At 76.9% G+C, this 12,811-nt stretch carries 15 protein-coding genes; 6 read left to right on the top strand and 9 right to left on the bottom strand.

Annotated elements, in window-relative coordinates:
• Positions 1–2: 2 nt before the first annotated feature.
• The gene (locus tag JD78_RS20290; protein ID WP_153360404.1) at positions 3–503 is read right to left on the bottom strand and encodes a type II toxin-antitoxin system PemK/MazF family toxin; all 501 of its coding nucleotides are present in this window, start codon (positions 501–503) and stop codon (positions 3–5) included.
• A gap of 228 nt (positions 504–731) precedes the next feature.
• On the opposite strand from JD78_RS20290, the gene JD78_RS20295 reads away from it, so the two are divergent.
• Positions 732–929 (top strand): hypothetical protein, encoded by a 198-nt coding sequence (locus JD78_RS20295; RefSeq protein WP_153360406.1) that lies wholly within the window; start codon positions 732–734, stop codon positions 927–929.
• 1 nt (position 930) lies between these two features.
• On the opposite strand, the gene JD78_RS20300 is transcribed toward JD78_RS20295, so the two are convergent.
• Positions 931–1,554, bottom strand: coding sequence for an MSMEG_1061 family FMN-dependent PPOX-type flavoprotein (locus tag JD78_RS20300; protein ID WP_153360407.1), 624 nt, complete (start codon positions 1,552–1,554; stop codon positions 931–933).
• 24 nt (positions 1,555–1,578) lie between these two features.
• Here JD78_RS20300 and JD78_RS20305 point away from each other — a divergent pair, with 24 nt between their 5' ends.
• A complete protein-coding gene (locus tag JD78_RS20305; RefSeq protein WP_153360409.1) occupies positions 1,579–1,956 on the top strand; it encodes an acyl-CoA thioesterase in 378 nt (125 codons plus the stop codon).
• 51 nt (positions 1,957–2,007) lie between these two features.
• Here the strand turns inward: JD78_RS20305 and JD78_RS20310 are convergent, their stop codons facing one another.
• The 5 genes from JD78_RS20310 to JD78_RS20330 form a co-directional block, all read right to left on the bottom strand.
• Positions 2,008–3,525, bottom strand: coding sequence for a cobyric acid synthase (locus tag JD78_RS20310; RefSeq protein ID WP_153360411.1), 1,518 nt, complete (start codon positions 3,523–3,525; stop codon positions 2,008–2,010).
• A complete protein-coding gene (locus JD78_RS20315; protein WP_153360413.1) occupies positions 3,522–4,187 on the bottom strand; it encodes a lysophospholipid acyltransferase family protein in 666 nt (221 codons plus the stop codon). Before JD78_RS20315 ends, JD78_RS20310 begins: the two co-directional genes overlap by 4 nt.
• A gap of 111 nt (positions 4,188–4,298) precedes the next feature.
• A complete protein-coding gene (locus tag JD78_RS20320; protein ID WP_153360415.1) occupies positions 4,299–5,042 on the bottom strand; it encodes a PAS and ANTAR domain-containing protein in 744 nt (247 codons plus the stop codon).
• Positions 5,043–5,261: 219 nt separating this feature from the next.
• The gene (gene yczR, locus JD78_RS20325) at positions 5,262–6,710 is read right to left on the bottom strand and encodes a MocR-like transcription factor YczR (protein WP_153360417.1); all 1,449 of its coding nucleotides are present in this window, start codon (positions 6,708–6,710) and stop codon (positions 5,262–5,264) included.
• Between the two features lie 263 nt (positions 6,711–6,973).
• Complete coding sequence (locus tag JD78_RS20330; RefSeq protein ID WP_153360419.1) at positions 6,974–7,936, bottom strand: cobalamin biosynthesis protein; 963 nt, start codon at positions 7,934–7,936, stop codon at positions 6,974–6,976.
• 45 nt (positions 7,937–7,981) lie between these two features.
• Between JD78_RS20330 and def the strand changes: the two genes are divergently transcribed.
• The 3 genes from def (at position 7,982) to cobM (ending at position 10,573) form a co-directional block, all read left to right on the top strand.
• The gene (def, locus tag JD78_RS20335; RefSeq protein ID WP_153360421.1) at positions 7,982–8,539 is read left to right on the top strand and encodes a peptide deformylase; all 558 of its coding nucleotides are present in this window, start codon (positions 7,982–7,984) and stop codon (positions 8,537–8,539) included.
• Entirely contained in the window at positions 8,536–9,738 is a 1,203-nt protein-coding gene (gene cbiE / locus JD78_RS20340) for a precorrin-6y C5,15-methyltransferase (decarboxylating) subunit CbiE (RefSeq protein WP_208104165.1), read from the top strand. Before def ends, cbiE begins: the two co-directional genes overlap by 4 nt.
• Positions 9,739–9,832: 94 nt before the next feature.
• A complete protein-coding gene (cobM, locus tag JD78_RS20345) occupies positions 9,833–10,573 on the top strand; it encodes a precorrin-4 C(11)-methyltransferase (protein ID WP_153360422.1) in 741 nt (246 codons plus the stop codon).
• Here the strand turns inward: cobM and JD78_RS20350 are convergent.
• Positions 10,570–11,652 (bottom strand): cobalt-precorrin-5B (C(1))-methyltransferase, encoded by a 1,083-nt coding sequence (locus JD78_RS20350; protein WP_153360424.1) that lies wholly within the window; start codon positions 11,650–11,652, stop codon positions 10,570–10,572. The two genes, cobM and JD78_RS20350, sit on opposite strands and share 4 nt — an antisense overlap.
• Positions 11,653–11,669: 17 nt before the next feature.
• Between JD78_RS20350 and JD78_RS20355 the strand changes: the two genes are divergently transcribed.
• Positions 11,670–12,431 (top strand): cobalt-precorrin-6A reductase, encoded by a 762-nt coding sequence (locus JD78_RS20355; protein ID WP_153360426.1) that lies wholly within the window; start codon positions 11,670–11,672, stop codon positions 12,429–12,431.
• On the opposite strand, the gene JD78_RS20360 is transcribed toward JD78_RS20355, so the two are convergent.
• The gene (locus tag JD78_RS20360; RefSeq protein ID WP_153360428.1) at positions 12,394–12,792 is read right to left on the bottom strand and encodes a hypothetical protein; all 399 of its coding nucleotides are present in this window, start codon (positions 12,790–12,792) and stop codon (positions 12,394–12,396) included. The two genes, JD78_RS20355 and JD78_RS20360, sit on opposite strands and share 38 nt — an antisense overlap.
• Positions 12,793–12,811 lie beyond the last annotated feature (19 nt).

Below are 12,811 nucleotides of genomic sequence, written 5' to 3' on the forward strand. Positions count from 1 at the left end.
CGTCAGCGCCGGCGGCGGACCTCGGCGACGACCCGGTCGAACCGCGCCCGGTCCAGGGTGGCCCCCTCGCGGCGGACGTCGTCGGCGGACAGGCGCAGCACCCGGTCGACCCGCACCTCGCTGGGCCGGCCGCGCCGGTCCCAGGCGCCGGTGCCGATGTCGACCCAGTACCGGCCGTGCCGCGCCTCGTCGGCGGCGTCCCGGTCGTGGTCCCGGCTGGTGAGCATCAGGCCCAGCAGCGCGTCGCCGTCCCGCCCGACCACCAGCACCGGGCGGTCCTTGCCGCGGCCGTCGGCCTCCTCGAAGGGCACCCACGCCCAGACGATCTCCCCCGGGTCGGGGCGGCCGTCGTCCCGTGGGCGGTAGTCCAGCTCCAGCGGGCCCCCGTGGTCGGTGACCGCCCGCGTCGCCGCCGGGCGGCCGGGCCGGGGGCCTGCCGTCCGCGTCGTCGTCCGCACCGCCGTCGTCAGCCGGCCCAGCAGTCCGCGCCATCCGCTCGCCATGCCCGGACGGTAGGCGACCAGCCACGCGGCGTGCCCCTCGGGGACACGCCGGACTCGGATCGAAACCTCGCGTCGGTCGTTCCACCCGAACGACAACGGTGTGATCCTCGCGACGAACGGTGCCTGTTCGACTGCAGAGTGGTCACATCGACGGTTGGGACGACCAACGGTGGGCCACTACAGGACGACGGCGGCGATTCCGCCGCCAGTGGGGGAGAGGGGCATGTGATGACCACAGCCCAGCCGGCGCAGCCGGTGACCGTCGCCGGGTCCGCCACGGTCCGGGCCAGCGCCCTGGCTGCCTGGCAACTGGTCGAGGACGCGCGCTACCGCCCCGAACGCCGGGCGCGCGCCGACCGGATGCGGCTGCTCGCCCAGCGCGCGGTGGCCGCCCGCAGAGCCGAGCGGGAGGAGCTCGCCGGCTGAGCTACAGCTCCTGGGCCAGCTCGGCGCGGATCGTCGCGTCGTCGGGGAGCGGGGTCTCCAGCCGGCAGTGCTCCCGCAGCACCTCGCCGAACGGCGTCATGGTGGACCGGTCGACGTGCGTGCTCGGGTCCCACAACCCCGAACGCATGACCGCCTTGCCGCACTGGAAGTAGGCGCGGGTCACCTCGATCACCAGCACCGACCTCGGCGCCCGGCCGAACTCGGTGAGGTCGACGCCGAGGTCGTCGGGGCCGGCGAGCGACGTCGTCCCGAACACCTTGAGCGTCTCCTCGGCGCCGGGCACGAAGAACAGCAGCGCGGCGCGGGGGTTCTCGGCCAGCCGGCGGAGGCTGTCCACGCGGTTGTTCCCGGTGCGGTCGGGCAGCGCGAGGTGCTGCTCGTCGAGCACGCGCACGAAGCCCGGGTCGCCGCCGCGCGGGCTGGTCTCCGGCCAGCCGTCGGCCCCGGCCGTGGAGAGCGTGGCGAAGGGGGAGAGCCCGATGAACGCCGCGCAGTGCCGGTCGATCCGGTCGATCTCCTTGTCCAGCACCAGCTGGCTGGGCGGGCGGTAGCCGGCGAGCACCTCCTGGTCGGAGCGGGCGGTGCCGGCGAGGCTGCTGTCCACGCCCCGACGGTAGCTTGGCGCCTCGTGCCCGAGGTGTGGAGTGCCCCCGTCCGCTTCGCCGAGTGCGACCCGCAGGGCGTGGTCTTCAACGGCCACTACCTGACCTGGGCCGACGAGGCGGTCGCCGCCTGGTGGCGGTCCGTCGGGCTCCCGTTCGCCGAGACCGGCGTCGAGCAGCTGGTGAAGGCCGCGCAGCTGGAGTGGCGCAGCCCGGCCCGGCACGGGGACACGGTGAGCGTCGACGCCGAGCTGGAGCGGCTGGGCCGCACCAGCCTCACCGTCGCGCTCACCGTCCGGGTGCGGGAGCGGGTGAGCTGCCGGGTGCGGATGACCTACGTCGCGGTCGCCGACGGCGTCGCCGTCCCGTGGCCGGACCAGGTGCGGGCACTGCTCGACCGGTGAGTTCTGCGACGTCGTGGCCTCCCGGCCGGGGAGACCACGAGACCGCAGACGTCAGCCGCCGAGGCCCGCGGGGAGCACCGGGAGGCCGGCCGGGGCGCCGTCCTCGATCAGCCGCCACAGCGCGTCGGTGTCGGCGTGCTCGGCGACCAGGTCGCCCAGCGCGTCCAACCGGGCCTCCCGGACCGCGGCGAAGTCGGTGTCCGGCGCGGCGGTGAAGCGGCGGCCGGCGATCGCGGCGACCTCGGTCAGGAACGCCCGGCGGAAGCCGTCGTTCTCCAGCGCGCCGTGCCACGTCGTCCCGAACACCGACCCGGCCCGGGCACCGTCGAGGAACGGTTCCGCAGAGCCGTCGACCGTCACCTGGCCGTGGTGGATCTCGTAGCCGCGCACCGGCTGGCCGAGGGCGGCGCCGACCGGGCGGGCCAGGGTCTTCTCCCGCGCGAACCGCACCTGGGTGGGCAGCAGGCCGAGCCCGGGGACGACGCCGGCGCGCGACTCGACGTCGTCGGTGATCGTGCGGGCGAGCATCTGGTGGCCACCGCAGATGCCGAGCACCGCCCCGCCCGCGGCGGCCCGGCGGGCGACGGCGTCGGCCAGCCCGGTCTCCCGCAGCCAGCCCAGGTCGGCCACGGTCGCGCGGGAGCCGGGCAGCACGACCAGGTCGGCGTCGGCGAGCTCCTCCGGGCGGGTGGCCCAGCGCACCAGCACGCCCGGCTCGGCGGCGAGGGCGTCGAGGTCGGTGAAGTTCGACAGCCGCGGCAGCCGGGCCACCGAGACCCGCAGCACGTCCTCCCCGTGGGGTGGCCCGGCCGGTTCGCGGGGAGCGTCGACGCCGAGGGAGTCCTCGACGTCCAGGTGCAGGCCGGTCTGCCAGGGGAGCACGCCCAGCGTCGGCCGGCCGGTCAGCGCCTGCAGCCGGTCGAGCCCGGGGGCGAGCAGCCGGGCGTCGCCGCGGAACTTGTTCACCAGGAAGCCCGCGACGAGCGCCTGGTCGCCCGGCGGCATCAGCGCGACGGTGCCGTAGAGGGCGGCGAACACCCCGCCGCGGTCGATGTCGCCGACCACGACCACCGGCAGCTGCGCCGCGGTGGCCAGGCCCATGTTGGCGATGTCGTCGGCGCGCAGGTTGATCTCGGTGGGGGAGCCGGCGCCCTCGCAGACCACGACGTCGAACCGGGAGCGCAGGTCGGCCAGGCACTCCAGGGCCTGCTCCAGGAGGGCGGCCTTCATCGGCCGGTAGCTCAGCGCGGTCACGTCGGCGACGGGCCTGCCGAGGACGACGACCTGGCTGGCGTTCTCCCCGCCGGGCTTGAGCAGCACCGGGTTCATCGCCGACTCGGGCTCGACCCGGGCCGCGGCGGCCTGCATGACCTGCGCCCGGCCGATCTCCGCGCCGTCGGCGGTGACCATCGAGTTGTTGCTCATGTTCTGCGCCTTGAAGGGCGCGACCGAGACCCCCTGGCGGACCAGCCAGCGGCAGATGCCGGCGGTCACCACGGACTTGCCGGCGTCGGAGGTGGTGCCGGCGACGAGGAGCGCTCCGTGCGCGCGGCTGCGCGGGGTGGTCACGCGGCGGTCGGGGTGGCGCCCCACCCGGCCTTCTCCTGGCCGGACAGCTCGGCGATCGCCTCCATCACCTGGTCGGTGACCGCACGGCGGGCCTTCCCCTTCCCGGCCAGGCCGCGGTGCTCGGGGAAGGTCAGCGGCTCGCCGAAGGTGACCCGGATCCGGTGCGGCCGCGGCCAGCGCGCGTCGATCGGTTGCACCCGGTCGGTGCCGTGCACGGCGACCGGCACCACCGGGCAGTCGGCGGTGAGCGCCAGCCAGGCGACGCCGGTCTTGCCCCGCGCCAGCCGGCCGTCCCGGGACCGGGTGCCCTCGGGGTAGATGCCGAACGCCTCGCCGGCGCGGAGCACGCCCATCGCGGTGTCCAGCGCGGCCTGGGCCGCCCGGGAGGAGGTCCGCTCCACCGGGAGCGCGCCCAGCGCGGTGAACAGCGTCCGGGTCAGCCAGCCCCCGAGGCCCGAGCCCTGCCAGTACTCGGCCTTGGCCAGGTAGCCGACCTTGCGCGGGGCCATCAGCGGGATGGCGATGCTGTCGATGAAGGAGAGGTGGTTGCTGGCCAGGATGACCGGGCCGGTGGCCGGCACGTTCTCCCGGCCGAGCACGGTGGGCCGGAAGGCCAGCAGGAACAGCGGCCGCAGCACGAACCGGGCGAGCAGGTAGAACACGCGCCGGCCTCCCCTCGTTCGTCCCGCACCCGGACCGGGACTCCGGTGCCGGGGGTCCCGGCATCTTCTCCGACGGGCACCGGCGCAGGACGAGCGGGGGCGGCCCCCCGGTCAGATCCTGCGGCCGGGCGGGCAGGCGTCGTGCAGGATGTCGCGGACGTCGGCCGGCAGGGGCTGCCGCCCGCTGGCCGAGTCGATGATCGACACCGCGACGTCGCGCACCTTCCGGTGGGTGTGGCTGGAGATGTGCGCGAGCAGGTCGAACGCCACCTGGTCACCGCAGCCCATCAGCAGCATCAGGATGCCCTTGGCCTGCTCGATCGCCGCCCGGCTGGCCATCGCGGTGCGGAGCTGCTCGACCTCGGTCTCTAGCCGGTGCACCGGGTCCGTGGACGCGGCGGCCGCTGGGTGGGCGGGTCCGCCGGAGAGGTGCACGACCAGCCCGGCGAGGACGACGACCCTGCCGTTCCGGTCGGCCTCGGGTTCGCACACCAGGAGGGCGCGGCGCGGGTGCCCGTCCGGGTGGACCAGCCGGTGCTCCCGGGTGAAGGGCGTGCCGGTTGTGCCGGCGACGCCGAGCGCCTCCCGGACGGCCGCTCGGTCGTCCTGGTGGACGTGCGCCAGGAGCAGCTGGGCCGACGGCTGGACGGCGGCCGGGTCCAGCCCCTGGAGGGCGAACAGCTCCGGCGACCACCACCACTGGCCGGTGACCAGGTCGCCGTTGAACCGCCCGGTCAGCCGGCGCGGGGACGGCTCGGGCGCGGGGGCGGGCTGCTGACCGGCCGGGCGCGCGGCGACGGCCGGGTGCGGGACGACGGTGTCAGCAGTCCGGGTGCTGGCCATGGTGGAGGGCATCGCATCGACCGATCTCGACAGCGCGACCGGGGTTCTGCCGGTGGGGCTCTCCACGCGCCGTGTTCTCGACGGAGAGGGCCCATCGCCCTGTGCGGGCGACCGCTCCTGGACGCTATCGACCAGCACCGTGCCGCGCTCGGCGGGATCGGGGCGTGGCCACCACTGCCCCGGCGGCGTCGTCACCCGGCGTGCCGGTCCGGGCACGCCGAGGGCGTGGTCTCAGACGACGGTGCGTGGCGCAGGCGTCCGGCCGAGGTCGGAACGGAGCTCCGCGGCGAGTCCGGCCAGCACGTCGACGGCGGTGCGCAGATCCTCGGCGGGCCGCGTGAAGGGCAGCCGGAGGTGGTCGTCGAAGGCGTGCCCGGTGCCGAAGACCCGCCCCTCGGCGAGCAGCACCCCGCGCGGCGCGGCGGCGGCGGCGAGGGCGGCGGAGCTGAGCCCCGGGGGCAGCGCGCACCAGACCGAGAGCCCGCCGGCCGGTGGGTGCACCCGCCACTCCGGCAGCCGGTCGGCGAGGGCGGTCAGCAGCGCGGCGCGCTGGGCGATCAGCTGTGCCCGGCGTTCGGCGAGCACCGCGTCCAGGTCGCGCACGAGCACGGTCGCGGCCAGCTGGTCGAGCAGGCCGACGGAGAGCTGGCGGCGGCCGAACACCGTGGCCAGCCGGGCGGCCAGGGCGGCGTCGGTGCGCAGCCAGCCGATCCGCAGCCCACCCCAGACCGCCTTGGCCAGCCCGCCGATGGTGACCGTGGCGGCGTCCGGCAGGCCGGCGGCGTACGGCGGCAGCGGGCCGTCGTCCAGGTACAGCTCGGCGCAGACCTCGTCGACGACGGTGACCACGCCCTGCTGCCACAGGGTGGCGGCCAGCCGGCGCCGCCCGGCCGCCGACATCCGCGCCCCCGTCGGGTTGGTGAAGTCCGGCATCAGGTAGGCCAGCCGGGGACCGCTCTGCCGGACCGCCAGGTGTGCGGCCTCGACCAGGGCGTCCGGGTGCGCCGGGTCGACCGCGACCGGCACCAGCCGGGCGCCGGCGCCCTCGACGACGCGCAGCGCGCCGGGGTAGCTGGGGTGCTCGACGAGCACCCGGTCGCCGGGCTCCAGCACCGCCTCGGCGACGACGGCGGCGGCGTCGCCCACCCCGGCGGTGACCACGACCTGGTCCGGGTCGGTGGGCAGCCCGCGGGCGGTGAACCGGTCCGCGATCGCCGCCCGCAGCTCGGGCAGCCCGCCGGGGGCGTAGCCGTGCCCGGTGGTGAGCGCGGGCAGTCGCTCCAGGGCCGTCCGGTAGGCGGGCTCGAGCTGGGAGGTCGCCGCGGGCGCGGCGTGGGCGAGGTCGATGTGGCCGGGTGCGTCGGTGGGCAGCCAGTCGCGGGCGGGCGCGCCACCGGGGGGCTCCAGGACCGTGCCCGAGCCGTGCCGGGTCCGGGCCCAGCCCTCCTCGCGCAGCACCCGGTAGGCGGAGGCGACGGTCACCCGGCTGGTGGCCAGCGCGGTGGCCAGGTCGCGCTCGGCGGGCAGGCGTGACCCGGCCGGGAGCCGGCCGGCGTCGACCAGTTCGCGGATGCGCCGGGCCAGCCCGGCATAGCGGGGTGCAGGGAGGGCGGTGACCGCACCGATCAGGGTGGCCAGCTCCTGCGCGGGAGTGGACTGCTCGACGACGGCCGGTGGCATGGGGCCACCATGCCGGATTGGACCGCTCTGCGCCAGGATGGGCAGTGCCACTGTTCGGGCATGAGCCCCTCTGGTGGACTGATCGTCCTCGTCGTCCTGTTCCTGGCGCTGGGTGTGCTGGCCGGGCACACCCTGCGGGTCACCCTGCGCGGCGGGCTGGGCCCCGCCGACCCGCCGGCCAGCCACCCGCGCGTCGACCCGGCCGGCTTCCCGGTGCTGCCGGAGCCGCGGGGCGCGCTGCCCCGGCACCCGGCCCAGCCGCGTCAGCCGCGCGGTCCCCGGCGGACTCGGCCGGGCAGGGCCCGGCTGGCCGCGGCCAGGATCGCCGCCGTCGTCCACACCGCCCGGGAGAGCCGGGCCGCCCGGCGGATGTCGGCCCGGGTCGGGGGCTGACCGTCGCCGAGGGGAGGCCGCTCCTCGACCCGGCTGCCGTAGACGTTCCGCCCGCCCAGGCGCAGGTCCAGGGCGCCGGCCAGCGCCGCCTCGCACCGGCCGGCGTTCGGGCTGGGGTGGGCCGCACCGTCGCGCCGCCAGGCCCGCCACGCACCGGCGGCCGACCCGCCCGCGGCCGGGGCCGCGGCGACCGTGAGCGCGGCGGTCAGCCGGGCCGGCACCCAGTTCAGGACGTCGTCCAGCCGGGCCGACGCCCAGCCGAAGCGCGCGTACCGGGCCGACCGGTAGCCGACCATCGCGTCCAGGGTGTTGGCCGCGCGGTAGCCGAGCAGCCCGGGCAACCCGGCCACCGCGCCCCAGAACAGCGGGGCGACGGCGGCGTCGGAGGTGTTCTCCGCGACCGACTCCACGGTGGCCCGCACCAGCTCGGGCTCGCCCAGCGCGCTCGGGTCCCGGCCGGCCAGGGTGGGCAGGTGCCCGCGGGCCGCGGCCAGGTCGCCGGCCTCGAGGTGCTGCGCCATCGTGGCGGCGGCCCGGTCCAGCGAGGTGCCGCCGAGCACCGCCCAGGTGGCCAGCGCGGTGACCGCCGTCCGAGCGGACGGGGAGCCGGCGGTCACCCGGGCCAGGGCGGCGCCCAGCGCCGTCGCCGTCCCGACGCAGACCGCGGTGTAGGCGGCCCCGGTGGCGCGGTCGTCCCGCCAGATGCGGCGCTCCAGCGCGCCGGCCGCCCGGCCGAAGCCGGCGACCGGGTGGCCGCGGCGCGGGTCGGCGAGCAGCAGGTCGGCGATCGAACCCAGCGCGAGCCCGACGGCGGTGGCGCGGCTGGCGGACATCGCGGCCACTGTAGGGAACGCGGCGCCCCCTTAGGATCGACGGTCATGCGCCTGCCCGGCCGTTACGACGGCGTCGCCCGGCCGATCGTCACCTACGGCAGCAACCCCGTGCTGCACCGACCCTGCGTCCCGGTCACCGTGTTCGACCGGGCGCTGCGGCACCTGGTGCTGGACATGTTCGCCAGCATGCAGGCCGCCGACGGCGTGGGCCTGGCGGCCAACCAGATCGGGGTCGACGCGCGGGTCTTCGTCATCGACTGCCCGGACGCGCACGGTGAGGACGTCGCCGGCTACGTGGTCAACCCGGAGCTGACCGTCCTGCCGCCGGGCGACGACGAGCCGGCGACGGAGACCACCGAGGAGGGCTGCCTGTCGGTGCCCGGCCCCTACGCCGAGCTGCCGCGCGCCTTCCGGGCGCGGGTCGACGGCGTCGACGTGCACGGCCAGCCCACCTCGATCGAGGCGACCGGGATGGCCGCGCGCTGCCTGCAGCACGAGGTCGACCACCTCAACGGCACGGTCTACGTCGACCTGCTGCCCGAGGAGCTGCGCGAGCGGCTGCTGGCCGAGGCCGCCGGCCCGGAGGGCGAGCTCCCGGCGTGACCGTGACCGTCGTCGGGGTCGGCGCGGACGGCTGGGAGGGGCTCTCCCCGGCGGCGCAGCGGGCCGTCGCGGCCGCCCAGGTGCTGCGCGGCAGCGCCCGGCAGCTCGACCTCGTGCCGCCGTCGGTCGCCGCCGAGCGGGTGCCCTGGCCCTCGCCGATGGCGCCGGCGCTCGCCGCGCTGATCGCCGACCACCCCGGCCGGCGGGTCGTGGTGCTGGCCAGCGGCGACCCGATGCTCTCCGGCGTCGGCACCTCGCTGGTGCGGCTGTTCGGCGCGGACGCCGTCGAGGTGGTGCCGCACCCGTCGTCGGTGACGCTGGCCTGCGCCCGGCTGGGCTGGGCGCTGGAGGAGACCACCGTCGTCTCCGTCGTCGGCCGGCCGGTGTCGCTCGTCCTCCCGCACGCCACGCCGGGCCGGCGGCTGCTGGTGCTCGGCTCGGACACCCGGACGCCGGCCGACGTCGCCGCGCTGCTGGCCGGAGCCGGGTACGGCGGCAGCCGGCTCACCGCGCTGGCCCAGCTCGGCGGCCCGGCCGAGCGCCGGTTCACCGGCACGGCCGCCGGATGGTCGCACCCGGAGACCGACCCGCTGGTGCTCACCGCGGTCGAGGTGGGCGCCGACCCGGGCACCGTGCCGCTGCCCACCGTGCCGGGCCTGCCCGACGAGGCCTACGCCTCCGACGGGCAGCTGACCAAGCGCGACGTCCGGGCGGTGACGCTCGCCCGGCTCGCCCCGCTGCCCGGCCAGCTGCTCTGGGACGTCGGGGCGGGAGCCGGCTCGATCGGCATCGAGTGGATGCGTGTGCACCCCACGTGCCGGGCGGTCGCCGTGGAGGCCGACCCGGTGCGCGCGGCCCGGATCGCGGAGAACGCGGAGCGGCTCGGCGTCCCCGACCTGCGGGTCGTGCACGGCCCGGCACCCGACGCGCTGGTCGACCTGCCCGGTCCGGACGCCGTCTTCGTCGGTGGCGGGGCGACCACCCCGCTGCTGCTGGATGCGGTCTGGGCGGCGCTGCCCCCCGGCGGCCGGCTGGTGGTGAACGCGGTGACGGTGCAGAGCGAGGCGGTGCTCGCCGAGTGGCACGGCCGCGTCGGCGGCTCGCTGACCCGGCTCTCGGTGGCGCACGCTCAGCCGGTCGGCGGCTTCACCGGCTGGAAGTCCGCCATGCCCGTGACGATCTGGAGCGTGACCCGATGACCCCCCTCCCGGCTTTCGGCGCCGAACCCCGGCCGGGTTTCCGCGCCGAAACCCGGCCGGGTTTCCGCGCCGAAACCCGGTGTGGGGGAGCCGCATGACCATCCACTTCATCGGGGCGGGGCCCGGTGCCGCGGACCTGGTCACCGTGCGGGCGGCGCGGATCATCGCGGCGAGCCCGGTCTGCCTGTACGCCGGTGCCCTCGTGCCCCGCGAGCTGCTGGCCACCGCGCCGGCCGGTGCCCGGCTGGTGGACACCGCCGACCTGGACCTCGACCAGATCACCGCCGAACTGGTCGCCGCGCACGAGGCCGGGCTGGACGTCGCCCGGCTGCACTCCGGCGACCCGTCGGTCTACAGCGCGATGGCCGAGCAGATGCGCCGGCTGGACGCGGCGGGGGTGCCCTACGACGTCGTCCCGGGCGTGCCGGCGTTCGCGGCCGCGTCGGCCAGCCTGAAGCGGGAGCTCACGGTGCCGGGGGTGGCGCAGACCGTCGTGCTGACCCGGACGTCGGCCCGCTCGACGCCGATGCCGCCGGGGGAGGAGCTGGCCGCCTACGCCGCCACCGGGGCGACGCTGGTGCTGCACCTGGCCGTGCAGCGCATGGACGCCCTCGCCCCGGAGCTGGCCGCGCACTACGGCGGCGACTGCCCGGTCGCGGTGGTCGCCAAGGCCAGCCGGGACGACGAGCTGGTGCTGCGCGGCACGCTCGCCGACATCGCCCAGCAGGTCACCGACGCCGGGGTGCGGCGCACCGCCGTCGTCATCGTCGGCCGGGTGCTGACCGCCGGGGAGTTCCCGGACAGCCACCTCTACTCGACGACCCGATGCCGTTAGCCGCGCCCCACGATCACCCCGGCCCGGTCGATGACCACGACGTCGACCTCGACCGGGGCGCCGCGCAGCACGCCCTCCGCCGTCCGGCGGGCGCCGGCGGCGACCAGGTCGCCCAGGGGCAGCCCGGCGGCCTGGCACTGCCGCAGCGCGTCCAGTGCGGTGTTGGCGCTCCGCACGCCCTCGACCAGTGCGGCGTCCGCGCCGGCCTCGGCGACCAGCTGCGCCAGGGCGGTGAAGGAGACCTGGGAGCGGGCCGAGTGCAGGTCCAGGTGTCCCTCGGCCAGCTTGGCGAGCTTGCCGATGCCACCGGCGACGGTCAGCCGCGGCACCGGGTGGCGGCGCAGGTACTTCAGCACCGCGCCGGCGAAGTCACCCATGTCCAGCAGGGCGTCCTCGGGCAGCCCGTACAGCTCCTGCGCGACCCGCTCGCTCGTCGAGCCGGTGCAGCCGGCCACGTGCTCCCGGCCGGCCGCACGGGCGACGTCGATGCCGCGGCGGATCGAGTCGATCCACGACGAGCAGGAGTACGGGACGACGACGCCGGTCGTGCCGAGCACCGACAGGCCGCCGAGGATGCCCAGCCGCGGGTTCCAGGTCTTGCGCGCCAGCTCGGCGCCGTTCTCGATCGACACCTCGACGACGACGTCGCCGGTGCCGCCGTGCGCGGCAGCCACCGCGGCCACGTGCTCGCGGATGAACTGGCGTGGCATCGGGTTGATCGCCGGCTCGCCGACCGCCAGCGGCAGGCCCGGCTTGGTCACCGTGCCCACGCCGTCCCCGGCGCGGAACAGCACCCCGCTGCCCGGCTCGCCCCGGGTCACGCGCGCGGACACCAGCGCGCCGTGGGTGACGTCGGGGTCGTCGCCGGCGTCCTTGACGACGGCGGCCCAGGCGGCGTCGGGTTCGAGCTGCTCGCGAGCCAGGGCGAAGGCGGGGTGCCGGTCGTTCGGCAGGTCGATCGACACCGGGTCGGGGAACTCGCCGGTGAGCAGCGCGGTGTAGGCGGCGGTGGTGGCCGCGGTCGCGCAGGCGCCCGTCGTCCAGCCGTGCCGCAGCCCGCTGGCACCGTCCCTGCTCACAGGCACATGGTGCACCGGTGAGCGATCAGGTCCTGGTGCTGGGCGGCACCGGCGAGGCGCGGCGGCTCGCGGCGGCGCTGCTCGCGGACGGCGTCGACGTGCTCTCCTCGCTGGCCGGCCGGGTCGCCGACCCGGTGCTGCCGGAGGGTCCGGTGCGGATCGGCGGGTTCGGCGGCGCCGACGGGCTGGCGGCGTGGCTGGCCGAGCACGCGCCCCGCGCCGTCGTCGACGCCACCCACCCGTTCGCGGCGCGGATCACCGCGCACGCAGCGCAGGCGGCGGCGGTGCACGGCACCCCGCTGCTGCGGCTGCAGCGCCCGGGCTGGACGGCGCAGCCCGGGGACTCCTGGCGACGTGTCGACTCGCTGGCCGCCGCCGCGGAGGCGGTGACCGGCTACCGCAGCGTCTTCCTGACCACCGGCCGGCAGGGGATCGGGGCGTTCGCGGCGCTGCCCGGCCGGGTGCTGGTGCGCTCGGTCGACCCGCCGGACGAGCCGCTGCCGGCCGGGGCGACGCTGCTGCTGGACCGCGGGCCGTTCAGCGTCGCCGACGAGCTGGCGCTGATGGGCGAGCACGCGGTCGACGTGGTGGTCACCAAGGACTCCGGCGGGCACCTCACCGAGGCGAAGCTGACCGCCGCCCGGGAGCTCGGCATCCCGGTGGTGCTGGTCCGCCGGCCGCCGCTGCCGGCCGGCGTCGAGACGGTGGCGACCGTCGAGGAGGCGCTGGACTGGCTGCGGCTCAGGCCGCCGGCTGCCGGCGGAAGGCCCAGGCGGTGAGCCAGACGACGCCGACCGTGACCACCAGGGCGCCGGGCACGTGCGCGGCCATGTTGCCGTCGGAGCCGACGGCCGCCTGCACGAACGTCGCGACGAAGACGGCGGCCGCCAGGACGGCCGGCCACCGGGCACCGCCGGCACGAACGTGCAGCACGGTGGCGATCAGCAGGAGCCCGGTGGCGATGTGCAGGGCGATGGCCCCGGCGCCGTGCAGGGCCGGGTCCTGGGGCTCGGTGAGCAGCTGGCCGGCGGTGACCGACTGCCAGAGCAGGGCGAGCACGGAGAGCGCGGCCGTCGCCTGGACGGCGCGGACGATGCCGGTGGGCCCGGTGCGGGTCGGCACGGGCTGGGTTCGGGTCATGGCGCGTACCTCCGACGGA

This window comes from Modestobacter roseus (assembly GCF_007994135.1).
GTDB lineage: Bacteria > Actinomycetota > Actinomycetes > Mycobacteriales > Geodermatophilaceae > Modestobacter > Modestobacter roseus.